Source organism: Halopseudomonas pachastrellae (genome assembly GCF_900114765.1).
GTDB classification, from domain to species: Bacteria; Pseudomonadota; Gammaproteobacteria; order Pseudomonadales; family Pseudomonadaceae; genus Halopseudomonas; species Halopseudomonas pachastrellae.
The window spans coordinates 135,218-160,200 of the sequence record NZ_FOUD01000005.1 but is presented as its reverse complement, the minus strand read 5'-3'; the positions used below and the strand labels follow the sequence as shown (position 1 = coordinate 160,200).

Annotated in this window: 23 protein-coding genes and 1 tRNA gene; 6 read left to right on the top strand and 18 right to left on the bottom strand. The window is 62.0% G+C overall.

Annotation, left to right across the window (positions count from 1 at the left end):
* The first annotated feature begins 35 nt into the window (after positions 1 to 35).
* The 3 genes from xseA (at position 36) to leuA (ending at position 4,307) form a co-directional block, all read left to right on the top strand.
* Positions 36 to 1,412: an exodeoxyribonuclease VII large subunit gene (gene xseA, locus BM116_RS05555; protein ID WP_083727576.1), complete on the top strand. Its 1,377-nt coding sequence runs from the start codon at positions 36 to 38 to the stop codon at positions 1,410 to 1,412.
* A 3-nt stretch (positions 1,413 to 1,415) separates the two neighbouring features.
* Positions 1,416 to 2,258: a peptidoglycan DD-metalloendopeptidase family protein gene (locus BM116_RS05550; RefSeq protein WP_083727574.1), complete on the top strand. Its 843-nt coding sequence runs from the start codon at positions 1,416 to 1,418 to the stop codon at positions 2,256 to 2,258.
* A 378-nt stretch (positions 2,259 to 2,636) separates the two neighbouring features.
* Positions 2,637 to 4,307: a 2-isopropylmalate synthase gene (leuA, locus tag BM116_RS05545; protein ID WP_083727572.1), complete on the top strand. Its 1,671-nt coding sequence runs from the start codon at positions 2,637 to 2,639 to the stop codon at positions 4,305 to 4,307.
* A gap of 30 nt (positions 4,308 to 4,337) precedes the next feature.
* On the opposite strand, the gene BM116_RS05540 is transcribed toward leuA, so the two are convergent.
* Positions 4,338 to 4,718 (bottom strand): winged helix-turn-helix transcriptional regulator, encoded by a 381-nt coding sequence (locus BM116_RS05540; RefSeq protein WP_083727570.1) that lies wholly within the window; start codon positions 4,716 to 4,718, stop codon positions 4,338 to 4,340.
* A 116-nt stretch (positions 4,719 to 4,834) separates the two neighbouring features.
* On the opposite strand from BM116_RS05540, the gene BM116_RS05535 reads away from it, so the two are divergent.
* Positions 4,835 to 5,935 (top strand): alkene reductase, encoded by a 1,101-nt coding sequence (locus BM116_RS05535; protein WP_083727568.1) that lies wholly within the window; start codon positions 4,835 to 4,837, stop codon positions 5,933 to 5,935.
* Positions 5,936 to 6,076: 141 nt separating this feature from the next.
* Here BM116_RS05535 and der read toward each other — a convergent pair whose 3' ends face one another.
* The 12 genes from der to BM116_RS05475 all read right to left on the bottom strand — a co-directional run bounded on the left by der (position 6,077) and on the right by BM116_RS05475 (position 18,100).
* Positions 6,077 to 7,498, bottom strand: coding sequence for a ribosome biogenesis GTPase Der (gene der, locus BM116_RS05530; RefSeq protein WP_083727566.1), 1,422 nt, complete (start codon positions 7,496 to 7,498; stop codon positions 6,077 to 6,079).
* 92 nt (positions 7,499 to 7,590) lie between these two features.
* Complete coding sequence (bamB, locus tag BM116_RS05525; RefSeq protein WP_083727610.1) at positions 7,591 to 8,727, bottom strand: outer membrane protein assembly factor BamB; 1,137 nt, start codon at positions 8,725 to 8,727, stop codon at positions 7,591 to 7,593.
* A 5-nt stretch (positions 8,728 to 8,732) separates the two neighbouring features.
* Complete coding sequence (locus BM116_RS05520) at positions 8,733 to 9,377, bottom strand: YfgM family protein (RefSeq protein ID WP_083727564.1); 645 nt, start codon at positions 9,375 to 9,377, stop codon at positions 8,733 to 8,735.
* 39 nt (positions 9,378 to 9,416) lie between these two features.
* A complete protein-coding gene (hisS, locus tag BM116_RS05515; RefSeq protein WP_268874565.1) occupies positions 9,417 to 10,694 on the bottom strand; it encodes a histidine--tRNA ligase in 1,278 nt (425 codons plus the stop codon).
* Between the two features lie 26 nt (positions 10,695 to 10,720).
* Positions 10,721 to 11,833, bottom strand: coding sequence for a flavodoxin-dependent (E)-4-hydroxy-3-methylbut-2-enyl-diphosphate synthase (ispG, locus tag BM116_RS05510; protein ID WP_083727562.1), 1,113 nt, complete (start codon positions 11,831 to 11,833; stop codon positions 10,721 to 10,723).
* Between the two features lie 14 nt (positions 11,834 to 11,847).
* Positions 11,848 to 12,834 (bottom strand): RodZ domain-containing protein, encoded by a 987-nt coding sequence (locus tag BM116_RS05505; RefSeq protein WP_083727560.1) that lies wholly within the window; start codon positions 12,832 to 12,834, stop codon positions 11,848 to 11,850.
* Positions 12,835 to 12,836: 2 nt separating this feature from the next.
* Positions 12,837 to 13,586 (bottom strand): type IV pilus biogenesis/stability protein PilW, encoded by a 750-nt coding sequence (gene pilW / locus BM116_RS05500; protein WP_083727558.1) that lies wholly within the window; start codon positions 13,584 to 13,586, stop codon positions 12,837 to 12,839.
* 26 nt (positions 13,587 to 13,612) lie between these two features.
* The gene (rlmN, locus tag BM116_RS05495) at positions 13,613 to 14,767 is read right to left on the bottom strand and encodes a dual-specificity RNA methyltransferase RlmN (protein WP_083727606.1); all 1,155 of its coding nucleotides are present in this window, start codon (positions 14,765 to 14,767) and stop codon (positions 13,613 to 13,615) included.
* 39 nt (positions 14,768 to 14,806) lie between these two features.
* Positions 14,807 to 15,232, bottom strand: coding sequence for a nucleoside-diphosphate kinase (gene ndk / locus BM116_RS05490; RefSeq protein ID WP_083727556.1), 426 nt, complete (start codon positions 15,230 to 15,232; stop codon positions 14,807 to 14,809).
* Positions 15,233 to 15,344: 112 nt separating this feature from the next.
* Positions 15,345 to 16,496 (bottom strand): IscS subfamily cysteine desulfurase, encoded by a 1,152-nt coding sequence (locus BM116_RS05485; protein WP_083727553.1) that lies wholly within the window; start codon positions 16,494 to 16,496, stop codon positions 15,345 to 15,347.
* A 6-nt stretch (positions 16,497 to 16,502) separates the two neighbouring features.
* A complete protein-coding gene (gene cysE, locus BM116_RS05480; protein ID WP_083727551.1) occupies positions 16,503 to 17,321 on the bottom strand; it encodes a serine O-acetyltransferase in 819 nt (272 codons plus the stop codon).
* A 2-nt stretch (positions 17,322 to 17,323) separates the two neighbouring features.
* Positions 17,324 to 18,100, bottom strand: coding sequence for an RNA methyltransferase (locus BM116_RS05475; protein ID WP_083727549.1), 777 nt, complete (start codon positions 18,098 to 18,100; stop codon positions 17,324 to 17,326).
* A 138-nt stretch (positions 18,101 to 18,238) separates the two neighbouring features.
* Between BM116_RS05475 and suhB the strand changes: the two genes are divergently transcribed.
* Positions 18,239 to 19,054 (top strand): type III secretion system regulator SuhB, encoded by an 816-nt coding sequence (gene suhB / locus BM116_RS05470; protein WP_083727547.1) that lies wholly within the window; start codon positions 18,239 to 18,241, stop codon positions 19,052 to 19,054.
* Between the two features lie 226 nt (positions 19,055 to 19,280).
* Here suhB and secF read toward each other — a convergent pair whose 3' ends face one another.
* From secF to queA, 5 genes are all read right to left on the bottom strand, one after another.
* Positions 19,281 to 20,195 carry a protein translocase subunit SecF gene (secF, locus tag BM116_RS05465; protein ID WP_083727545.1) on the bottom strand — a complete coding sequence of 305 codons (915 nt, stop codon included), beginning with the start codon at positions 20,193 to 20,195 and terminating at the stop codon, positions 19,281 to 19,283.
* A gap of 10 nt (positions 20,196 to 20,205) precedes the next feature.
* Positions 20,206 to 22,074, bottom strand: coding sequence for a protein translocase subunit SecD (gene secD / locus BM116_RS05460; protein WP_083727543.1), 1,869 nt, complete (start codon positions 22,072 to 22,074; stop codon positions 20,206 to 20,208).
* A gap of 61 nt (positions 22,075 to 22,135) precedes the next feature.
* The gene (gene yajC, locus BM116_RS05455) at positions 22,136 to 22,468 is read right to left on the bottom strand and encodes a preprotein translocase subunit YajC (protein ID WP_083727541.1); all 333 of its coding nucleotides are present in this window, start codon (positions 22,466 to 22,468) and stop codon (positions 22,136 to 22,138) included.
* 95 nt (positions 22,469 to 22,563) lie between these two features.
* Positions 22,564 to 23,682: a tRNA guanosine(34) transglycosylase Tgt gene (gene tgt / locus BM116_RS05450; protein ID WP_165771233.1), complete on the bottom strand. Its 1,119-nt coding sequence runs from the start codon at positions 23,680 to 23,682 to the stop codon at positions 22,564 to 22,566.
* 5 nt (positions 23,683 to 23,687) lie between these two features.
* On the bottom strand, positions 23,688 to 24,737 hold the full coding sequence (gene queA, locus BM116_RS05445) for a tRNA preQ1(34) S-adenosylmethionine ribosyltransferase-isomerase QueA (protein ID WP_083727537.1): 1,050 nt from the start codon (positions 24,735 to 24,737) through the stop codon (positions 23,688 to 23,690).
* Between the two features lie 152 nt (positions 24,738 to 24,889).
* Between queA and BM116_RS05440 the strand changes: the two genes are divergently transcribed.
* Positions 24,890 to 24,976, top strand: a tRNA-Leu gene (locus BM116_RS05440).
* Positions 24,977 to 24,983 lie beyond the last annotated feature (7 nt).

The window sequence follows — 24,983 nt, the reverse complement described above, 5'->3', positions numbered from 1 at the left end:
CGGGTAGATTTTCAGCAGCCTGTTAGAATGCGCCAATGAACGACGACCACCTGTTTCAGAAGCTCACCGCCGAGCCAGACGTGCTCAGCGTCAGCCAATTGAATGCCCGTGCCAGACAGCTGCTGGAAGATGTCTTTCCGCGTATCTGGGTTGAGGGCGAGCTGTCCAATCTGTCTCGGCCCAGCTCCGGCCATATGTACTTCACTCTGAAGGACGACCGCGCGCAGATCCGCTGCGCTCTGTTTCGCCAGAATGCCGCTCGCGTACGGCTGGCCATGCGCGACGGCCAGCAGATCCGCGCTCGCGGCCGCGTCAGCCTGTACGAAGGCCGTGGCGACTATCAGCTGATTGTCGACAGCGTCGAGACTGCCGGTGACGGCGCATTGCGCCAGGCCTTTGAGGAACTGAAAGCCAAACTCCAGGCCGAGGGCCTGTTTGCCACCGAGCGCAAACAGCCGCTGCCCGAACACCCGACCCGCATTGGCGTGATCACCTCGCCCAGCGGCGCGGCGGTACGCGACATCATCAGCGTGTTTGGCCGCCGCGCGCCCTTTATCGAACTGGTCATCGTGCCGGCCGCAGTGCAGGGCCGCGAGGCCGCACCGCAACTGGTGCAGGCGCTGGAGCGAGCCGACCGCGCCGGCTTTGACGCCATCATCCTCAGCCGGGGTGGCGGCTCGCTGGAAGACCTGTGGCCGTTCAACGAAGAGATGGTTGCCCGCGCACTGGCCGCCTGCCGCACGCCCACCATCAGCGCCGTGGGCCATGAAACCGATATCTCGATCAGTGACTTTGTCGCCGACGTGCGCGCCCCCACCCCGTCGGCGGCGGCAGAACTGCTGAGCCCGGACCGCCAGGCGCTGCTGCGCCAGGTCGAGCAGTTGCAGCGCCGCTTGCAGCAACGACTGGCCGAGCGTCTGAGCCGCGCCCGCCTGCAACTGGACGGCCTGCGCCGCCGCCTGCGCCACCCCGGCGAGCGCCTGAGCCAGCAGGCCCAGCGCCTGGATGAAATGGAACTGCGCCTGCGCCGCGCGCTGGAAAACCGCCTGCGCCAGCGCAACGAGCGCCTGCAACACCTGCAGACACGGCTGACCACCCAACATCCGGGCCGCCGCCTGCAGCGCCTGCAGGAACAATGGCAGCAACTGGATCAGCGCCTGCCGCGCGCCATGCAGCAGCAGCTCAAGCAGCAACAAACGCGCCTGCAGCAACAAGTACAGGCGCTGCACCTAATGAGCCCGCTGGCCACCCTGGGCCGCGGCTACAGCATTCTGCTGGACCAGCACGGCAAAGCGGTGCGCAGCGCCGGCGACACCCGCCCGGGCCAGCGCCTGAGCGCGCGCCTGCAGGACGGCACGCTGGCGGTAGAGGTAATAAAAGACGAACCCCACACCCTGTCATTGCTGGATTAAGCCATGCACCTACATCACCTGCGCCGCCCGCTGGCGACACTGCTGCTGGCGGCGTTCAGCCTGCCGGCCCTGGCCGACGGCTTTATCACCCGCCTGCTCGACAAGCCGGTACCCGGCGGCGTTGCAGTAGTAGCCCTGCCTGAGCAGGCCGAAGCGCCCCGCGCTACCTATCAAGGCAAACCGCTGCTGACCATTCGCGAGGACGGCCAACGCTGGATCGCCATCGTCGGGCTAAGCCTGGATACCGCCACCGGCCAGCAACACATCACCCTGGCAGACGGACGCCAGCTGGGCTTTACCGTCGGCCCGCGGGAGTACGATCAGCAGCACATCACCCTGCGCAACCAAAGCCAGGTCAACCCGGCGCCGGCCCAGCTGGCACGCATTCAGCGTGAACTGAAGGAACAGACCGACGCCTACGCGCAGTTCAGCCCACGCCAACCCAGCAACCTGCTGTTTGACCGCCCCGTCCCGGGCCGTCAGTCCAGCCCCTTTGGTGTGCGTCGCTTCTTTAATGGCGAGGAACGCAACCCGCACTCGGGCCTCGACTTTGCCGCCAGCACCGGCACCCCGATCAAGGCACCCGCCGCAGGCAAGGTAATTCTGGTGGGCGATTACTTCTTCAACGGTAAAACCGTGTTCGTCGACCACGGCCAGGGGCTGATCAGCATGTTCTGCCACCTGTCAGCCGTTGATGTCGAACTGGGGCAGGAAATCCCCCGTGGCGGCGTGCTCGGCAAAGTGGGCTCAACCGGCCGCGCTACCGGCCCGCACCTGCACTGGAACGTCAGCCTGAACGGCAACCGCATTGACCCTGCGATTTTCATCGGCACCTTCGAGCCTTAAGGAAGCGCCGATCAATTCCACACGCTCTCTGCGAGTGCTCATGCTGGGCCGCACTCTGCGTTGTGATTTCTCGACAGGTCCCGACATGCCTTCGAAACCACACCTTGATTGCGGCCCAACCTGAATGCCAGGGGGCATGCGGAATTAATCAGTGCTTCCTTAGCGGCAGCCTGACATCGCCGCGCAAACATCTGGCAGAAAACACGAAACCCAGGCAATAAAATCCAACATTTATCGCCATAGAGGTGATTTCTGCCAATTTTTTTCAAGTTGTTGCAACCAAAAATTACAGCCATTACCTTCTACTGCAACTAACTCCTTATTAGTTACTGCCTTTGGCCTTCACAAGAGGCCAACCAGCCCAGGGAAACCCAAACCATGAGCATGCTCAAAGATCCGTCCAGCAAGTATCGTGCGTTCCAGCCGATCGACATTCCTGACCGCCAGTGGCCCAGCCGCACCATCACCGAAGTTCCGGTGTGGTGCAGCTCTGACCTGCGTGATGGCAACCAGTCCCTGATCGAGCCGATGGACCCGGTACGCAAGCTGCGCTTCTTCAAGACGCTGGTTGCCGTGGGCCTGAAGCAGATCGAGGTGGCCTTTCCGTCTGCCTCACAGACCGATTTCGACTTTGTGCGCACCCTGATCGAAGATGGCCACATTCCGGACGACGTCACCATTCAGGTGTTGACCCAGGCGCGTGCCGACCTGATCGAGCGCACATTCGAGTCCGTGCGTGGCGCCAAGAAGGCGATCATTCACGTTTACAACGCGACCGCACCGAGCTTCCGCCGCATCGTCTTCAAGCAGGACAAGCAGGGCGTGACCGATATCGCCGTCAACGCTGCCAAACTGATCAAAGAGCTGGCCGCCAAACAGCCCGAAACCCAGTGGACATTCCAGTACTCGCCGGAAATCTTCACCTCGACCGAGCTGGACTTTGCCGTGCAGGTCTGTGACGCCGTGCTGGATGTGTGGGAGCCGACGCCGGAGAACAAGGTGATCCTCAACCTGCCGGCCACCGTAGAAGTATCCACGCCGAACATCTACGCCGACCAGATCGAGTGGTTCTGCCGCCACATCAGCCGCCGCGACAGCGTGCTGGTGAGCCTGCACACCCACAACGACCGCGGCACTGGCGTTGCTGCGACCGAGCTGGGCCTGATGGCCGGTGCTGACCGCGTCGAAGGCTGCCTGTTCGGCAACGGCGAGCGCACCGGCAACGTTGACCTGGTCAACGTTGCATTGAACATGTACACCCAGGGCCTGCACCCCGGCCTGGACTTCTCCGATATCGACGCGGTGCGCAAGGTGGTCGAGGAGTGCAACCAGTTGCCGGTGCACCCACGCCACCCGTACGTGGGCGATCTGGTGCACACCGCCTTCTCCGGCTCGCACCAGGACGCGATCCGCAAGGGCTTCAGCCAGCAGGATCCGAACGGTGTCTGGGAAGTGCCCTACCTGCCGATTGACCCGGCCGACATCGGTCGCAGCTACGAGGCGGTTATCCGCGTCAACAGCCAGTCAGGCAAGGGCGGCATTACCTATTTGCTGGAGCAGGAATATGGCATCAGCCTGCCGCGCCGCATGCAGATTGAGTTCAGCCAAGTGGTGCAGGGTGAAACCGACCGCCTGGGTCTGGAGCTGACCGCCGCGCAGATTCACGGCTTGCTGGAGAAAGAATACCTGCAAGCCACCAGCCCCTACGCGCTGATTCGTCATCGCCTGCAGGAAGAGAACGGCACCAGTGCCGTCGACGTGGAAGTGCTCAACAAGGGCGACACCCTGCACTGGCGCGGCCTGGGCAAAGGCCCGCTGGAAGCGTTGGTCGCCGGCTTGCCGGTCAAGATCGAGATCATGGATTACCACGAGCACTCCATCGGCTCCGGCAGCAACGCCAAAGCCGCCGCCTATGTGGAGATTCGCCTCGATAACGGCCGCCCGCTGCACGGTATCGGCATTGACGAGAACCTGACCACCGCGACCTTCCGTGCTCTGTTCAGCGCCCTTAACCGCGCGCTGCGTCAGGCCGAAGCACAAGCCGCCTGACACTGAGCTCGCGGGGCCATGCCCCGCGCTTCAGCCCTCTGTACTGGCAGCGACCTGCTGCCAGTGCCCTCTGCCCCACGCACACATCGCTGCCAGTACCGGCTGCAAACTGGCGCCGTGCTCGGTGATCCGGTATTCAACCCGGGGTGGCACCTCGGCAAACACCGTCCGACTGACCACCCCGTCGCGCTCCAGCTCACGTAGCGTTTGGGTCAGCATCTTCTCGGTAATCCCCGGCACCAGCCGCTTCAGTTCGGAAAAGCGCTGCGGGCCCTGAATGATGTGATAGGCCAGCACCGACTTCCATTTGCCGCCAATCACGTCGAGGGTAACCTCAATCGGCGTGGAGAAGACCTTGCCGTCGCGCTCCAGGCGCTTGCTGGCGGCGATACGCAGCTGCTCTTCGGTCATCAATGGTTACCTCATGGTAAGTGACTGCGCAAATCGTACGTACTTGTTAAAAAGTTTGCCACCCCCATAATATCCGGCATTGGTAATTCGCTGATGACTGAATCCGGGAGACATCCATGCCCAGCACTACCCTGTTTCAACCTGCCCGCCTGGGCAGCCTTGATCTGCCCAACCGCGTGGTCATGGCGCCGCTGACGCGCCAACGCGCCGCCCAACCCGGCAACCTGCCGCAGGCGCTGAACGTGGAGTACTACACCCAGCGCGCCAACGCCGGCCTGATCATCAGTGAAGGTGTGCAGATCAGCCCCGAGGCGCAGGGCTATGCCTGGACGCCCGGCATCCACAGCGCAGAGCAGATCGACGGCTGGAAGGCCGTGACCGACTCGGTACACAACGCCGGCGGCCGGATATTCCTGCAGCTGTGGCACGTTGGCCGCATCTCGCACACTCTGATCCAACCCAACGGGAAGGCACCGGTGGCGCCATCAGCGATTGCCGCCAAGGCCGATGTATATGTGCAGGAGCCGGACGGCAGCCACCACAAAGCGGCCGCCTCAACTCCGCGCGCGCTGGAAACCGCAGAGCTGCCGCAGGTCGTGGAAACCTACGCACAGGCCACCCGCAACGCACTGCAAGCCGGTTTTGACGGCGTAGAAATTCACGCTGCCAACGGCTATCTGCTAGACCAGTTCCTCTGCTCCAACAGCAACCAGCGCACCGACAACTACGGCGGCAGCGTCGAAAACCGCGCACGTCTGGTGCTGGACGTGGTTGATGCCGTCATTGCCGCCGCAGGCGATGCAGGCATTGTCGGCATTCGTATCTCGCCGCTTGGCACCTTTAACGGGGTTGAAGACGCCAACCCGCTGGAGACGTTCAGCTACCTGCTGGGCGAGCTGAACAGCCGCGGCCTGGCCTACGTGCACGTCAACAAGCCCGACTGGGCCGGTGGCAGCTACGAAGGCTTCGACGAGTTGCTAGCAGCGCTGCGCAAGGTCTACAAGGGTGACTTTATCCTCGCTGGCGGCCTGGATGGCGACAGCGCCTCTGCAGCGATTGATAGCGGCCTGGCGCAGTTTGCAGCCTTTGGTCGTCCCTACATCGCCAACCCCGACCTGGTCGCCCGCCTGCAGGCCGGTGCGCCGCTGAATCAGGTCAACCCACGCACCCTGTACGGCGGCGGCGCCGAGGGTTACACCGATTATCCGGCGATGTAGCGTTGACGGTTGTCACGGGGCTGGGCGCCTTCCTTGCGGACGCGACATGTCGCGTCCCTACGAAACATCAGAACCGTCCCGTGAACTAAACAGCAGACACAAAAAAGCCGGTGCAATGCCGGCTTTCTTGTCAGAGCAGAATCAGCGCTTGTCCCTGCCCTTTTTCTTCATTTTCTTGTTGTGGCTCATCAACCGACGCTTCTTGTTCACCTGACGCTCGGTCAGCGTGTTCTTGCGGTCGGCGTAGGGGTTGTCGCTGCCCTTGTACTCCACCCGAATCGGGGTGCCCTTGAGCTTGAGCACCTTGCGGAAGGTATTCTCAAGATAGCGGGTATAGGAGCGGGGCACAGAATCAACCTGATTGCCGTGCACCACGATGATCGGCGGGTTGGAGCCACCAAGGTGCGCGTAACGCAGCTTGATCCGGCGGCCGTTGACCATCGGCGGCTGGTGCTCGGTCACCGCGTCTTCCAGAATCTCGGTCATGCGGCGAGTCGGAATTTTGGTCATCGCCGCGCTGTAGGCCTGATCGACCGACTTGTACAGCAAGCCCACGCCGCTGCCATGCAGTGCCGAGATAAAGTGCAGGTCGGCAAACTGGGCAAAGATCAGCCGGCGCTCCAGCTCGGTCTTCACGAAGTCCTTTTCTTCCTGCGCCATGCCGTCCCACTTGTTAACGGCAATTACCAGCGCCCTGCCCGCTTCCAGCACAAAGCCCAGCAGATGTAGATCCTGCTCGACGATACCCTCACGGGCGTCGATGACAAAGACCACCACGTTGGCGTCCTGAATCGCCTGCAGGGTCTTGATCACCGAAAACTTCTCGATGGCCTCGAACACCTTGCCGCGACGACGCACACCGGCAGTGTCGATCAGCGTGTAGGGCTTTTCATGGCGCTCGTAGGGAATGTAGATACTGTCGCGGGTGGTGCCGGCCTGGTCGAATACCACCACCCTGTCTTCTCCGAGCATGCGGTTGACCAGCGTGGACTTGCCCACGTTGGGGCGGCCGATAATTGCGATCTTGGTGCCGATGGGCTCAACCACGCGCCCCTCTTCACCGGTAACCTGCAAGCTCTCGTCGTTGAGCACTGCGTCCAGCATCGGGTTGATATTGCGCCCATGCGCCGCCGCGATACCCAGCGGCTGCCCCAGACCCAGGGTGGCAAACTCACCCAGAATCGCATCCGGGTCAGCCCCGTCAATCTTGTTGGCAATCAGATAGGTGTGCTTGTTGCGTTTGCGCAGGTGCGCGGCAATCTGCTCATCGCCAGCGGTGCGACCAGCACGCGCGTCGACCAGAAACAGCACGGCATCGGCCTCTTCGATGGCCTGCAGGGACTGCCCCGCCATCATCAGATCCAGGCCCTCCTCGTCACCACTGATACCGCCGGTATCGACAACGATATAAGGCTTGCCCTGCCATACGGCCTCGCCGTACTGGCGGTCACGGGTCAACCCGGAGACGTCGGCAACAATGGCGTCGCGACTCTTGGTCAGACGGTTGAACAACGTGGATTTGCCGACATTCGGCCGCCCCACCAGGGCGATGACAGGAACCATGATTACTCCGCGCACATCTGCTGTGCAGAAAAAACAAAACGGCCGTTACACCTGACTGTGTAACGGCCGGGAAAGTATAACCGCTTTTCGGCTTACTTCAGCTTGTAGGCAGCCAGGTCGCCGCTGTTGCCATAGACAAACAGCAGGTCACCCACGGTCAGCGGCGCAGCACGCAGGCCGTCGCCGTCTACCCGGACACGACCGGCCATGCGGCCGTCGGTCTGACCCAGCAGGTGCAGGTAACCCTCAAAGTCACCCACTGCCACAAAGTTGCTGAAGGCAACCGGCGCAGTCAGTTGACGACGGGCCAGCGCTTCGGTGCTCCACAGCTCGGTCGCACTGCCGGCATCCAGCGCCTGAACGGTGCCGTCGGCTTCGCTGATGTAGACACTGCCAAAACCGGCGCCGGGCCCAACGTAACTGGAGGCAGCGTGCTGCCAGAGCGGACGACCGGACTGGGCATCCAGTGCGGCCACGTTGCCCTGATAGGACACCACGTACAGGGTTTGGTCATCCAGCAGCAGACGGCCGTCGATGTCGACCATACGCTCCAGCTCGGAGCGCCCTGTGGGCTGTGCTACACGCTGCTCCCACATCGGGATGCCGGTCTCGGCGGACAGCGCTACAACCTTGCCACTGGCCAGACCCGCGAACACCTGACGGACATCAACCACCGGCTCGCTATGGCCACGCACGGTCAGTACCGGCAGAGTCGATTCGTAGATCCAGCGCCGCTCGCCGTTGCTGATATCCAGGCCAACCAGCTTGTCGTCCTGGGTCTGTACCACCACAACATCGCCGTTGGTCTGCGGGGCAGCCAGCACTTCACTGGATACCTGGGCGCGCCACTTCTCGCTGCCGTCGGCTTCATCCAGGGTAATCACCTGCCCATCCAGGGTGCCGACCAGCACCAGACCACCGCCAGCGCCAACCGCGCCCGAGAGCGGCTCCTTGAGTTTGACTTCCCACTTTTCCTTGCCGGTCTCACGCTCCAGAGCAACTACACGCCCCTTGGCGTCGGCAGCGTAGAGTGTCAGGCCGTCCAGCGCGGGGGTCAGGTTGTTGTACAGGTCGCCCTGACCAACCCCGACATTGCGCTTCCAGATGCGGTCCAGCTCGACCTCGGCATTAAACTTTTCCAACTCGGCCGGCGGCAGCTCCTTCTTGCTGGAGCTGCACCCCACCATGACGGCCGCGGACAGACCAAGGATCAGACAACGAGACAACATCTTCACTAGGCTTCCTCCGCCAGATCATCGAGCTTCAATTGCAATTGCGGGCGTGCAGAAGCGTCAGTCAGCGCCTCTACTGCTGCCTTGTAAGCGGCGCGAGCTTCCTCGGTGCGGCCCAGGCTGACCAGCAGGTCGCCACGCACTTCCTCGCGGCTGGCGGTCAACTCGGCGCCGCTGATCGGTGCGCTGAACAGATCAAGCGCTTCTTCCGCGCGCTCCTGCTGAGCCAGGATGCGAGCCAAACGCTGGCGAGCAACTTCCTGCAGGGCCACATCGTCAGTGCTCTCGAGCAGCTCACGCAGGCTCTGTTCGGCAACAGGGAAGTCCCGCGCCTCTACGGCCAGACGCGCCTGCATCAGCGCGGCAAAGTCAGCGTAACGGGTGTGATCAAATTCATCGCGCAGCTGTGCGGCCAGTTCGGCGGCACGGGCACGGGAGGCTTCGGTATCGCTTGCCAGCACCGCTTCCATCATCGATTGATAGAGGGTAGAGGCGTTCTGCGCCTGAGTCGTCTGGTAGTTCTGCCAGGCATTCCAGCCAAAGACACCGGCCAGTGCCAGAGCAACACCGGTCAGCAGCGGCGCGCCATGGCGCTGCCAGAGCTCTCGCAGTTTTTCTACCTGTTCTTCTTCTGTGTCGTAAGCCACGCAATGCTCCTTAGCGGTACCGAGAACGGATCATGCCGTTCAGATAATCTCTGCAAGCCGAGCCGGCAACGCCTGCCAGCTCAGGTTTTCCTGTTCTGCGCCGCTGCGCAGCGGCTTGAGGCCGATCTGCTCGGCGCTCACTTCGTCCTCACCCAGCACCAGCGCGAACAATGCGCCGGACTTGTCGGCCTTCTTGAACTGGCTCTTGAAGCTGCCGCCACCGGCGTGCACGACCAAGCGCAGCTCGGGCAGCGCGTCGCGCAGCTGCTCGGCCAGACGCAGGCCAGCGAGTTCGGCAGCCTCCCCCAGGGTGACGAGGTAGACATCGACCTGACGGGCCAGTTCAGCCGGCACCTGCTCCAGGGTCTCGATCAGCAGCAACAGGCGCTCCATGCCCATGGCAAAGCCAACGGCCGGAGCAGGCTTGCCGCCAAGCTGGGTAACCAGACCATCGTAACGCCCACCGGCACAGACAGTGCCCTGGGCGCCCAGTTGATCGGTGACCCATTCGAACACCGTCAGACCGTAGTAGTCCAGCCCGCGCACCAGGCGCGGATTGATTTCATAGGGAATGCCTACTGCATCCAGCAGCTTGCGCAAGCCGGCGAAGTGCGCACGCGCCTCTTCATTCAGGTAGTCGGCCAGCTTGGGGGCCTCAACCAGCAGCGCCTGGGTATCCGGGTTCTTGCTGTCGAGGATACGCAGCGGGTTGCTGGCCAGGCGGCGCTGGCTATCCTCGTCCAGTTGATCAAAACGGGCCTGCAGATACGCCACCAGATCGTCACGGTAGCGCGCGCGGTCTTCCGAACTGCCCAGGCTATTGAGCTCCAGCTTGACCGCACCACTGATGCCAAGGCGTTGCCACAGGCGCCAGGACAGCACGATCAGCTCGGCGTCGACGTCAGGGCCTGCGAAGTTGAAGGTTTCCACACCAATCTGATGAAACTGGCGGTAGCGCCCTTTCTGCGGACGCTCGTGACGGAACATCGGGCCGGTGTACCACACCTTGTGGCCCACGCCGCCGCCCAGCAGACCGTGCTGCAGCATGGCGCGCACGCAGCCGGCGGTGCCTTCTGGGCGCAGGGTCAGGGAGTCGCCGTTGCGATCGTCAAAGGTGTACATCTCCTTCTCGACGATATCGGTCACCTCGCCAATCGAGCGCTTGAACAGCTCGGTCGGCTCGACGATGGGCAGGCGGATCTGCTGGTAGCCGTAGCCAGCCAGCAGGTCGGCTACGGTGCGATCCAGATACTGCCAGAGCGCGCTGTCGGCGGGCAGGATGTCGTTCATGCCGCGCACGGCTTGCAGGGTCTTCAAAGTCGCTTTCCTAATTACTGGGCCGCTCAGCCGCGGGCGATGGTATTGGCTTCCGCCGCCTGCTTGGCTGCGACCTTGTCTCGAATCATTTTTTCCAGCCGGTCGACCAGCTCCAGGTTATCCACCTTCTGGTCCGGCTTGCCGTCCTGATAGATCAGGTTGTTCGGCGTGCCGCCGGTCAGGCCGATATCGGCCTCTTTGGCTTCGCCCGGGCCATTGACCACGCAGCCAATCACCGCCACGTCCATGGGGGTCAGCACATCCTCGAGCCGTGTCTCCAGCTCGTTCATGATCTTGACCACATCAAAGTTCTGCCGCGAGCAGCTCGGGCAGGCGATGAAGTTGATACCACGTGAACGCAGACGCAGGGACTTGAGGATATCGAAACCGACACGAATCTCCTCGACCGGATCAGCGGCCAGCGAGATGCGGATGGTGTCACCAATGCCCTCGGCCAGCAGCATGCCAAGCCCGACCGCAGACTTTACCGTGCCAGAGCGCAGGCCACCGGCTTCGGTAATCCCCAGGTGCAGAGGCTGTTCAATTTGCGTGGCCAGCAGGCGGTAGGCATCGACGGCCATAAACACGTCGGAGGCCTTCACGCTGACCTTAAAATCTTGAAAATCCAGGCGATCCAGGTGCTCGACATGACGCATGGCCGACTCGACCAGCGCCGCCGGTGTCGGCTCGCCGTACTTTTTCTGCAGGTCCTTTTCCAGCGACCCGGCGTTGACGCCGATGCGGATCGGAATGCCGTTGTGACGGGCGGCGTCCACCACCGCCTTGACGCGGTCCTCGCGACCGATGTTGCCCGGGTTGATGCGCAGACAGTCGACACCCAGGTCGGCCACGCGCAGGGCAATCTTGTAGTCGAAGTGAATATCCGCGACCAGGGCGATGCCCACCTGCTTGCGAATCTCGCCAAAGGCTTCGGCGGCCTCCATGCTCGGCACCGATACCCGCACGATATCGGCACCCACCTCTTCCAGGCGGCGTATCTGGGCCACGGTGGCTGCCACGTCGCAGGTTTCGGTGTTGGTCATGCTCTGTACCGAGATTGGCGCATCACCACCAACCAGTACCGAGCCTACCTTGATCTGCCGGGAAACGCGCCGCTTGACGGGCGACTGATGCTGCATAACTGACTGACCTCCTACTCGCCCAGGCGCATGCGGACAACGCCCGAACGCCCCTGCGGCGGCAGTGTGACGGAATTACCCTGGAAACGAATCGCGGTGACCGCGCTGCGATCGCCAATGACCAGATCGAGCGCCCCGGATGGCGGCAACTCAAGCGTCTGCCCGGCACGCATCAAAGCGCTGTGCAATACGCGACCGTCCGCAGCGGATACCTGGACCCAGCAGTCGGCGGCAACGCTCAGCACCAGACCAGCACTGCTGGCAGGAGCGGCCGGCTCGGTTGGCGCGGCAGCGGCTGGCGCAGCGTCGGCTGCCGCAGCGTCCGCGCCAGGGGTGTCTTCAGCGCTTTGCGTGGCGGCCTCTTGAGCCGGAGTGGTCTCGTCGGCGTTGGTTGGCGCCGCGCCAGACTCAGCCTCAACCTCGGCCGGAGCCGGTTCAACCGGCATCAGGTCGGCCGGTACGCCGTCCGTCTGCTCGGCGATGGATTCGGGCAGGGTAATCGCATCGACCTCAACGTCATCCAGCAAAGCCTCGGAGTCCAGCTCTTCCAGACCCGGCAGCGGCCCAAAGGTTGGCTGATTGGTTTCGTACCACCACAGCGCCGACAGCACCAGGGCGACAATGATCAGCACCGAGGACCACCACATCAGCCTTCGGCCACTGCGGCTGGGCGGCTCGACCCGGGCAATACTGCTCACGCTGCGCTCACGCACCTCGATACCGCGCTCACGATCAAAGGCCAGCGCCAGACGCGCCGGGTCCATGCCCATCAGGCGTGCATAACTGCGGATATAACCACGCGCAAAGGTATCGCCGGGCAGACTGTCGTACTGCCCCTGCTCGAGACGCTCTACCGCCTGGCGGGAAATCTTGAGCTCCTGCGCGACCTCGGCAACAGACATGCTGCGCGCTTCACGCGCCTCACGCAGTGTCTGTCCAGGGCTACCCAGCGAACCAGTTTCTGCCATGCCTGCCATTGCATCATGACGCTCGGAACTCATGACTATTCGGACTCCACAAGCGCTTTCGCTTCGGGACTGTTGGGATAAAGACGTTTGAGTTGCAGGCCGTAGCTGACGGCGCTGCTGTGATCTTCAAATCGACGCGCCAGACGCACGCCAAGCCACAGACTCCTGGCGTTCTGGGTGGACAGCTGATCGAAGCGGCGATAGTGGTTCCATGCCGGGACAAAGTCGCCCGCATCAAACTCCAGCTGTGCCAGCTCGAACAGCGCGCGTGGCTGACGGCTATTAAGGCGCAGTGAACGCTCCAGATTTTCGCGCGCAGAGGCAGTGTCGCCCATGCGCAAATAAGTGATCCCCATGTTTTCGAACACCCGTGAGCGCTCGCTGTACAGGGTGTCTTCTGCCGCCTTCTGGAAATAGCTCAGCGCCTCGGCATAACGCTCGCGGTCCAGCAGAAAGGCGCCGTAGTTGTTGAGAATACGGGCATTGGCAGGGTCGGCCGACAGCGCAGCGCGGAAGTGCTGCTCGGCAGCGGGGTACTCTCCCTCCTGCTGAAACACCAGCGCCAGCACCATGTTGGCCGAGGCCGAACGCGGGTCTAGCTTCAATGCCTCACTCAGCGGCTGCTTGGCGCGCTCGGTCTCGCCCTTTTGCAGGTAGCCGATACCCAGCTGAATATAGGCATCACGCGCCGCGTCCGGGTCCACCTTGCGGGGCTTGTCTCCGGTCGTGACACAGCCTGCCAGTAGCAGGCTGAGTAGCAGAATCGCGGCGCTTGGCTTGCTCATGTCAACATCCTTTCCGGCTTGAGTATTTAACCCGCGTTGCGCTGATTGCGCTCGCTCGCGTCGGTAGCGTCGGCCGCCAGCTGGCGCACCGCAATATAGCGTTCGCTGCGACGGGTGCGATCCATCACCTGCCCGACCAGCTGACCGCAGGCGGCGTCGATGTCTTCGCCGCGCGTTGTACGCACAGTGACGTTATAACCGGCGTTGTGCAACAGGTCCTGGAAACGGCGAATGGCATTGTTGCTGGGTCGCTCGTAACCGGAGTGCGGGAAGGGGTTAAAGGGGATCAGGTTGATCTTGCACGGGATATCGCGCAGCAGCTCGATCATCTCGGCGGCGTGCTCGGGCTGGTCATTGACGCCCTTGAGCAGCGTGTACTCGACCGTCAGCGAGCGCTTCTCGCCGAGGCCGGCAATGTAGTTCTTGCAGGCCGGCAGCAATACTTCCAGCGGGTACTTCTTGTTCAGCGGTACCAGCTGATTGCGCAGTGCGTTGTTCGGCGCGTGCAGCGACAGCGCCAGGGCAACGTCCATCTGCTCGGCAAGCTTGTTGATCATGGGCACAACGCCGGAGGTGGACAGCGTCACCTTGCGCTTGGAAATACCGTAGCCCAGATCGTCCATCATCAACGTCATGGCATCCACAACGTTGTCGTAATTCAGTAGCGGCTCACCCATGCCCATCATCACCACGTTGGTGACGGCACGGTCGGCGGTTGCCGGAATGGAGCCAAAGGACTTGCTGGCAATCCACACCTGGCCAATGATTTCGGCCACGGTCAGATCGCTGTTGAAGCCCTGTTTGCCGGTCGAGCAGAAGCTGCAGTCCAGCGCACACCCGGCCTGGGAGGAGACACACAGGGTGCCGCGCCCGTTTTGCGGAATGTACACGGTCTCGACGCAACTGCCCGAGGCAACCCGCACGACCCACTTGCGTGTGCCGTCGCGGGAGATATCCTCGCTGACCACTTCAGGACCACGAATTTCGGCGTTTGCCTTGAGCTTTTCGCGCAGGGCCTTGCCGATATTCGTCATGTCATCGAAGTTGTCCACGCCATAGTGATGCATCCATTTCATGACCTGGCCGGCGCGAAAACGCTTCTCTCCCAATCCTTCGAAGAAAGCTTCCAGTTTCTGCTGTGTCAGACCCAGCAGATTGGTCTTGCTGGTAGTATCAGTCATGGCGATCACATCACTCGGCTGAGAGAACCAAACCCGGCCTTAGCGCGGGCAGAGTTCGGTTTCGGCGAAGAAGTAAGCCACTTCACGGGCAGCGGAAGTGGTGGAGTCGGAACCATGCACGGCGTTGGCATCGATGGACTCGGCGAAGTCGGCGCGGATAGTGCCGGCAGCGGCTTCTTTCGGGTTGGTAGCGCCCATCAGGTCACGGTTTTTCAGAACGGCGCCTTCGCCTTCCAGAACCTGAACAACGACCGGACCGGAAGTCATGAAGCCAACCAGATCCTTGAAGAAAGGACGCTCTTTGTGCTCGGCGTAGAAGCCTTCGGCATCGGCCTGGGACAGCTGAACCATCTTGGCAGCGACAACGCGCAGACCAGCCTTTTCAAAACGGGTCAGAATCTCACCAATGACGTTCTTGGCAACGGCATCGGGCTTGATAATGGACAGGGTGCGTTCAACGGCCATAAAACTCTCCAGACAGATAGTTACAGAATGAAATTACAAAAGATGGTTAACCTGCGGATTATACGCAGGTTAAAGACAAATAGATAACCGCAGCATAGCTGACGGCGGACCGTCAGCTTGAGCGCAGGCGCGGCACCACCTGACAGATAACCTCGGCGGCGCGCTGTACGTCTTCCAGACTGGTGTAACGCCCCAGTGACAGACGAATGGAGCTGTGGGCCAGCTCATCACTCAAGCCAATACCACGCAGCACATAGGACGGCTCGACAGCGGCCGAGGTACAGGCCGACCCACTGGACAGGGCCAGCTCCTTGAGCGACAGCAGCAACAGCTCGCCATCCACACCGGCAAAGGCAAGATTGAGGTTGTGCGGCACACGCGACTCGGCGCTGCCGTTGAGACTGACACCCTCCAGCCCCGCCAGCCCGGCCAGCAACGCATCACGCAGCTCGGCGATACGCGCCCCCTCCTGCTCGCGCAGCTGACCGGCCAACTCGAACGCCGCGCCCATACCAACCAACTGGTGTGTTGCCAGCGTGCCGGAGCGCAAGCCACGCTCATGGCCGCCACCGTGAATCTGCGCCTGCGGTCGCGGCATCAGCCCACGCCGCACAAACAGTGCACCCACGCCCTTGGGCCCGTAGGTCTTGTGGGCGCTGAAGGACATCAGATCGACCGGCATGTTTTTCAGGTCAATCGGCAACTTGCCGGTCGACTGAGCCGCATCGACATGAAACACAGCCCCGGCGCCCTGAGCCACCTCGCCGAGGGCGCGAATGTCATTGATCGTGCCGATCTCGTTGTTGACGTGCATCAGCGAGACCAGCGCCGTGTCCTCGCGCAGCGCTGAGCGCAGCTGCTCGGGCGTTATTACGCCGGAGGCGTCAGCCTGCAACCAGGTGACCTCAAAGCCTTCCTGCTCCAACTGCTTGAAGCAATCGAGCACCGCCTTGTGCTCGATAGTCGAGGTGATCAGGTGGCGGCCACGCGCACTCAGCGCATGGGCCATGCCCTTGATGGCCAGATTGTTGGACTCGGTCGCGCCGGAGGTCCAGACGATCTCGCGCGGATCAGCGCCAACCAGATCAGCCACCTGACGACGGGCATTTTCTGCCGCCTCTTCGGCCTTCCAGCCGTAAACGTGCGAGCGCGAGGCGGGGTTGGCAAAGTTGCCGTCCATGGTCAGGCAGGCAACCATTTTCTCGGCAACCGCCGGATCAACCGGCGTAGTCGCCGCGTAATCCAGATAAATAGGCTGTTTCATATCACCTCAGGCCTTGCTGTCGCTGGCAGCGTCCGCTTCAGACGCCGGCTGCGCCTCATCCTTCAGCAACTCGAAATCCTCGCCACCCAGGGTTGGCAGCTCTTTGGCGCAGTAGTCACTGCCCAGCTCGCTCAGCGCCTTGCACATACCCTCAAGACGACCGTCCACTGCATGCATGTGGTCGAGCATCTGACCGATGGCACGGGCAACCGGGTCTGGCATATCGCGACTGACGCCGTAGGCATCAAAACCGAGCTTCTCGGCCATGGCCTCGCGCTTGACCTGCTGCTCCGTCTTGGCCTGCGGCTCCGGCTCCTTGGGAATGATGCGACCCGGAATACCTACCGCCGTCGCACCCGCCGGGACCGCCTTGGTGACCACCGCGTTGGAGCCGATCTTGGCACCAGCACCGACCGTGAAAGGCCCAAGCACCTTGGCGCCGGCACCCACGACCACACCGTCTTCCAGCGTGGGGTGACGCTTGCCCTGATCCCAGCTCGTGCCGCCCAGAGTCACGCCCTGATAGAGGGTGACGTCGTCGCCGATTTCGGTGGTTTCACCGATAACCACACCAAAGCCGTGGTCGATAAAAAAGCGGCGACCGATCTGCGCACCAGGGTGAATCTCGATGCCGGTCAGCCAGCGCGCCAGATGCGAGACCATGCGCGCCAGCAAAAAGGCACGACGCACCCACAGCGCGTGGGCCACACGGTGCAACCAGACCGCATGCAAGCCGGGATAGCAGGTCAGCACTTCCAGCGTGTTGCGCGCGGCAGGGTCACGATGGAATACGCTGGCGATATCTTCTTTCATCCGAGCAAACATGATCAGGGTCTCCGCTCACCGGCCGCTTTTACGCCGATGGCCTTCTGGGTTTCGGTCAAGATGCCGCGCAGGATGTTCATTTCCATCCGATTAAGGTGCACCCGCCCGTAGAGGCGACGCAAACGCGGCAACAGCTGCCGTGGTTTCTGAGGGTCATGGAAGCCGATTTCAACCAGCACCTGCTCCAGGTGCTGATAAAACTGCTCCAACTCCCCTGCCGTCGCCGGAATTTCGTTGAACACGGCCGTCGTCTCGACCTTGCGCATCTTGGTCGGCGCGCCCTCGCGCTGCAGCCCCTGCATGCGCAGCTCATAGGCCAGCACCTGCACCGCAGCCGCCAGGTTCAGCGAACTAAAGTCGGGCATGGACGGGATATGCACGTGATACTGACAGCGCTGCAGCTCGTCCGTGGTCAGCCCCGAATCCTCACGGCCGAATACCAGCGCTATCTGCGCCTCGGGCAGCGCGGCCTGGTCGAGCACCATGTCGGCCGCCTCACGCGGATCAACCACCGGCCAGGGGATACGGCGATCACGCGCGCTGGTGCCCATCACCAGCGTGCAATCGACGATAGCCTCGTCCAGGGTGGCGACAATCCGCGCATTACTCAGCACATCATCTGCGCCGGATGCACGAGAGTTGGCGTCAGGGTCAGGGAAGCGCACCGGATCGACCAGCACCAGCTGGTTCAAACCCATGTTTTTCATGGCCCTGGCGGCGCCGCCAATGTTGCCCGGATGACTGGTGTTGACCAACACCACACGCACGTTATTAAGCACAGCGGACCCTTCACGCCAGAAAATGGACCCTGCATCTTACAAAAGCCTCGCTGCGATAGCCATGATCCATTTCTGTTCACCTACACTTCTGCTACAATTTCCGGCTTTTCATCATTCCCCCGACAGAGACATAGCCTTATGCAGCCCATGCTGAACATCGCCCTGCGTGCCGCGCGCAGCGCAGGAGAGCTCATTTACCGTTCCATGGAACGCCTCGATGTGCTCACCGTGGACGAAAAGGACGCGCGCGATTATGTGTCGGAAGTGGATCGCGCCGCCGAGCAGGCCATTATCAGCCAGCTGCGCAAGGCCTATCCCGACCACAGCATTCAAGCCGAGGAAAGCGGCTTTCAACCTGGCCATGGCGAAGGCGCCGACACCGTCTGGATCATCGATCCGCTGGACGGCACCACCAACTTCATTCGTGGCGTACCGCACTTTGCCGTCAGCATCGCCTGCCGCGTAAAGGGGCGCATTGAGCACGCCGTCGTGCTGGATCCGATTCGCCAGGAAGAGTTCACCGCCAGCCGCGGCCGCGGCGCAGCACTGAACGGCCGCCGCCTGCGTGTCAGCACCCGCAAGACCCTGGACGGCGCCCTGCTGGGTACCGGCTTCCCGTTCCGCGCCAATCAGATCGATTCGCTGGACAACTACCTGGGCATGTTCCGCAGCCTGGTCGGCCAGACCGCCGGCATCCGCCGCGCCGGCGCCGCCAGCCTGGACCTTGCCTACGTAGCTGCAGGCCGCTTTGATGCCTTCTGGGAATTCGGCCTGGCCGAGTGGGACATGGCCGCCGGCGCCCTGCTGATTCAGGAAGCAGGCGGTCTGTGCAGCGATTTCAGCGGCGGCCACCAGTTCCTGGAAAAGGGCCAGATCGTTGCCGGCAACCCCAAGTGCTTCAAGGCTGTGCTGACCGCCATTCAGCCGCACCTGACGCCTAGCATGAAAATGTAACGCCCAGCCGCAAGCAGGAAGCCTCAAGCGGCAAGCTGGCCGTGCAGGGCAGAGCAAAGAGGCCCACATCCTGACCGGTGTGGGCCTTTTTTTGAACTGCAAGCCTCAAGCCTCAAGCCCCAAGCCAAAACCAAAAAACCCGCGCCGGATTCAGTTCCGACGCGGGTTTTCTCGTGGCTTGCCGCTTGCGGCGTGAGGCTTACAGCTGCGCCGGCAAAGCCGGCGCTCAGGGCCGCTCGTCCACCGCCTCTTCCACCTGCGGCGGGATCAGGTCTTCGCGGGTGAGCTTCATGGTCACCAGCAGGCCGCCGGCCACGTAGATCGAGGAGTAGGTACCGATGCCCACGCCGATCAACAGCGCGGTGGCAAAGCCATGGATGTTCTCACCACCAAACCAGAACAGCGCCAGCAGCACCAGAATGGTCGAGAACGAAGTCGCCAGCGTCCGCCCCAGGGTCTGGGTAGTCGAGACGTTGATGATCTCGACCAGGTCCGTGTGGCGCATTGCCCGAATGTTTTCCCGCACACGGTCAAAGACCACGATGGTGTCGTTCAGCGAGTAACCGATCACCGCCAGCAAGGCTGCCAGCACGGTCAAATCGAAGGACAAGCCAAAGAAGGCAAAGAACCCCAGGGTGAAAACCACGTCATGCACCAGAGCCAGAATGGCCGCTACCGCAAACTTCATCTGAAAGCGCAGGGACACGTACAGCAGGATACCGCCAATGGCCAGCAACATGCCCAGGCCACCCTGATCGCGCAACTCCTCACCAACCTGCGGCCCGATAAACTCGACCCGCTTGACCAGGACCTCGCCACCTTCGGCGCGTTTGACCATGTCTGCCACCTGGTTACCCAGGTTCGGGTCATCGCTGGGCAGACGGATCAGCACATCGGTGGAGGCGCCAAAGTTCTGCACGACCGCATCGTCCCAGCCGTTTTCACGCAGGGTCAGACGGATCTCTTCCAGATCAGCGGCTTCGCTGTAGTTGAGCTCAACCAGCGCACCGCCGGTGAAGTCCAAACCCAGATTCAGCTGCTTAACGACCAGACTGCCCAGCGAGGCAATCATCAGCACAACGGCTACGGCAAAGAAGAATTTGCGCAGACCGAGGAAATTGATGGTTCTATTGATGTTCATTATGTCTTCCTCAGAGCCACAGCTTCTTCACGTCGCGACCGCCAACGGCCAGATTGACCATGGCACGCGTCACCATGATGGCGCTGAACATCGAGGTAATGATCCCCAACGACAGAGTGACGGCAAAACCCTTGATCGGGCCCGAGCCCATGGCGAACAGGATTACACCTACCAGCAGGGTGGTCAGGTTACCGTCGATAATCGCCGAGAAGGCCTTATCGAAACCTTCGTGCACGGCGCGCTGGGGCGACATGCCATTAAAGATCTCTTCTTTGATACGCGAAAAGATAAGCACATTGGCGTCCACCGCCATACCCAGCGTGAGCACGATACCGGCAATACCCGGCAGCGTGAGCGTCGCACCCAGCATGGACATCAGTGCGATCAGCAGCACCAGGTTGAAACTCAGGGCGATACTGGCAAACACACCAAAGGCACGGTAAATGATGATCATGAACACCAGCACGGCGATAAAGCCGACCTGGGTCGCGGTCACACCCTTGGCGATATTCTCGGCACCCAGGCTCGGGCCAATGGTGCGCTCTTCCACAAAGTGCATGGGCGCGGCCAGACCACCTGCGCGCAGCAGCAGTGCCAGCTCGGAGGACTCGGCCGGCGAGTCCAGACCGGTAATGCGGAACTGGTTACCCAGCGCACTCTGAATGGTCGCCAGACTGATGATGGATTTTTCTTCAACAAAGGCCGGCACTTCGACCTCCTGCATCACCCCATCGACCTCTTCGGTAACCGTGCGGCTGATCTGGCGCTGCTCGATAAACAGCACCGCCATGCCACGACCGATGTTGCTGCGCGTGGCGCGGTTCATCAGCTCGCCGCCGTGACTGTCGAGGTTGATGTTGACCTGCGGGCGACCGTTCTCGTCGTAGTTGGCCTGCGCATCGGTAACCTGGTCACCGGTGATGATGATGCTGCGTTCGACGTCGGCTACACGGCCTTCGCTGCTGCGGAACGGGAAGGACTCGGTGGTCGCGCGCGGCGCGTCAGGCTCGGCGGCCAGACGGAACTCCAGGTTGGCGGTCTTGCCCAGTACGCGCTTGGCCTCGGCGGTATCCTGCACACCAGGCAGCTCGACCACAATGCGGTCGGCGCCCTGACGCTGCACCAGCGGCTCGGCCACACCCAATTCGTTGACCCGGTTACGTACCGTGGTCAGGTTCTGCGTCACCGCGTAATCACGAATGCTGGCAATTTCCGCCTCGGTCAGCGTCAGCTGCAGGACGTACTGCTCCTGACGCTCAGCGGTTGCGACCGCAAACTGATTGTACTGCCGCGTGATCAGGCGGCGCGCTTCGCTGCGCTGCTCTTCATCGGCAAAGCCAAACTGCAGGGTGTTGCCCTGGGTTGGCAGGCTGCGATAGCGCAGGCCCTCGGTACGCATCAAGCCGCGAATCTCGCTCTGGTAGACATTAACCCGCGACTCGATGGCCTTGTCCATGTCCACCTGCAGCAGAAAGTGCACGCCACCGGACAGGTCCAGACCCAGCGTCATCGGGCCAGCGCCGATATTGCTCAGCCACTCGGGCGTGGTCGGCGCCAGGTTCTGCGCCACCACGTAATCGCGCCCCAGCGCGTCGCGCACCACATCCTGCGCCTTCAGCTGATCGGCACGATTGACCAGACGCACCAGGCCAGAGCGGCCGTTGGCGCCAAGCTCAGTGCCTTTGGTCGGCAGGTTGGCGGCAACCAGCGCCTGTTCGATACGGTCGAGATCGGGCTGCTGTATTTCCAGCGTGGAGCTGGCACCGGAAATCTGAATGGCCGGATCATCCGGATACAGGTTGGGCATTGCGTAGATCAGGCCCAGTGCGAGCACGGCTACGATCAGCAGGTATTTCCAGAGGGGGTAACGATTGAGCATATCAGGGCCTGAAGCAGTCCGGGCGCCTGATCGGCGCCCGGAACGGAGGTCTACGTGGGGATTAGATGGCTTTCAGCGTGCCCTTGGGCAGCACGGCCACGATCGAGCCTTTCTGGAACTTCAGTTCCTGGCTGTCGCCGACTTCCAGTACCACGAACTCGTCGGTCACCTTCTTCACTTTGCCCAGGATGCCGCCGCCGGTTACCACTTCATCACCTGTGGACAGGCCGGCCAGCAGATTCTTGTGCTCCTTGGCGCGTTTGGCCTGCGGACGCCAGATCATCAGATAAAAGATGACCACGAAGCCGATCAGAAAAATCCACTCGAAACCGGAACCCGCCGGTGCGGCTCCGCCTGCAGACTGTGCCATGGCGGCGGGAATGAAAAAGCTCATGTGACGCTCCTGTTATTGAACTGCGAAAAATCGGTTATGGGGGCGCTTCGGACACTATTCAAGCGCCGGGCTGTGCTGATCACATCCGCGGACGCTCAGGGCTCCAGCGGCGGTACCGGCCGGCCCAGTTTGGCGTAGAAGTTATCCACAAAGGCGCTCAATGTACCCTGTTGAATGGCACCGCGCAAACCTGCCATAAGCCGCTGATAATGCCGCAGGTTATGGATGGTATTGAGCATGCTGCCCAACATTTCGCCGCACTTGTCCAGGTGATGGAGGTAGGCGCGGGAGAAGTGCTGACAGGTGTAGCAATCGCACGCGGGGTCCAGCGGCGACTCATCGTGACGGTGCACCGCGTTGCGAATCTTTATCACGCCCGCCTCGGTGAACAGATGCCCGTTGCGCGCATTGCGGCTGGGCATCACGCAATCGAACATGTCCACACCACGGCGTACACCTTCTACCAGATCCTCCGGTTTGCCTACTCCCATCAGGTAACGGGGTTTTTCCGGCGGCATGTGACCGGGCAGAAAGTCCAGTACGCGAATCATCTCTTCCTTCGGCTCGCCAACCGACAGCCCGCCAATGGCCAGGCCGTCAAAGCCGATCTCGCTCAGCCCTTCGAGCGAGCGCAGACGCAGCTCTTCGTGCATGCCCCCCTGAATAATGCCGAACAGCGCCGAGGGGTTGTCGCCGTGCGCCTGCTTGGAGCGCTTGGCCCAGCGCAGCGACAGCTCCATGGAGCGGCGCGCGGTATCGACATCAGCCGGATAGGGTGTGCACTCGTCAAAGATCATGACAATGTCCGAACCCAGCGCACGCTGCACCTGCATGGACTCTTCCGGCCCCATGAATACCTTGGCGCCATCAACCGGCGAGGAGAAGTAGACGCCCTCCTCCTTGATCTTGCGCATGGCGCCCAGGCTGAACACCTGAAATCCGCCGGAGTCGGTCAAAATCGGCCCCTGCCACTGCATGAAGTCATGCAGGTCGCCGTGCTTGCTGATCACCTCGGTGCCCGGGCGCAGCCAGAGATGGAAGGTATTGCCCAGAATGATCTGCGCACCAATGGCCTCGATGTCGCGCGGCAGCATGCCCTTGACCGTGCCATAGGTACCGACCGGCATGAAGGCAGGGGTTTCTACCACCCCACGCGGAAAGGTCAGACGCCCGCGGCGGGCCTTGCCATCGGTGGCAAGCAGTTCAAAGGACATGTGGCTCATGACGATACCTCAGGGCCGGTCGGGGCCGGATTGCGGGTGATGAACATGGCATCACCATAACTGAAAAAGCGGTACTTCTCGGCCACCGCGGCGCGGTAGGCCGCCATGGTCTCAGGGTACCCGGCAAAGGCCGACACCAGCATCAGCAGGGTCGACTCGGGCAAATGGAAGTTGGTGACCAGCGCGTCCACCACATGGAACGGCCGACCAGGGTACAAAAAGATGTCGGTATCGCCACTGAAAGGCTTGAGCTGGCCGTCACGCGCAGCCGACTCGAGCGAGCGCACGCTGGTGGTGCCCACGGCAATCACCCGTCCGCCACGCGCCTTGCAGGCCTCAACCGCCGCCACCACCTCGGGCGAGACCTCCAGCCACTCCTGATGCATGACATGGTCTTCAATCTTCTCGACCCGCACCGGCTGAAAGGTACCGGCACCAACGTGCAGGGTAACCTCGGCGGTCTCCACACCCAGCTCAGCAATGGCGTCCAGCAGCGGCTGGTCAAAGTGCAGCCCGGCCGTGGGTGCGGCAACCGCCCCTTCACGTTTGGCGTAGACCGTCTGATAGCGCTCGCGGTCAGCATCCTCATCAGGGCGATCGATATAGGGCGGCAGCGGCATGTGGCCGACGCGCTGCAGCAGCGGCAGCACCGGCTCGGCAAAGCGCAGCTCGAACAGCGCATCGTGCCGCGCGACCATCTCGGCCTCGGCATCACCGTCCAGCAGGATGCGGCTGCCCGGTTTGGGCGACTTGCTGGAACGGATATGCGCCAGCACCCGATACTCATCCAGCACCCGCTCAACCAGCACTTCCAGCGCACCGCCGGTGGCCTTGCGACCGAACAGGCGCGCCGGAATCACGCGGGTATTGTTGAACACCATCAGATCGCCCGGGCGCAGATAGCCCAGCAAATCGACAAACTGTCGGTGAGCGATGCTGCCGCTCGGGCCATCCAGGCACAGCAGGCGGCTGCCACGCCGCTCGGCCAGCGGATGGCGGGCGATCAGGTCATCGGGCAGCTCGAAATCAAAATCACTGAGACGCATGCGGCAGGCAGATCCGAAATGGCAGAAAAAAGGGCCGCCATAGTAGCGGAAAACCGTCACATTCGCGATCTGTCAGTCGTCACAGCATTGACCGCACCCGCAACAGCTCCTTATACTCCGCGCCTGTCCTGCGCAGCCACTGCGCCTGGCATGCCCCGATGGCGGAATTGGTAGACGCGACGGATTCAAAATCCGTTTCTGGTAACAGAGTGGGAGTTCGATTCTCCCTCGGGGCACCATTCGTAC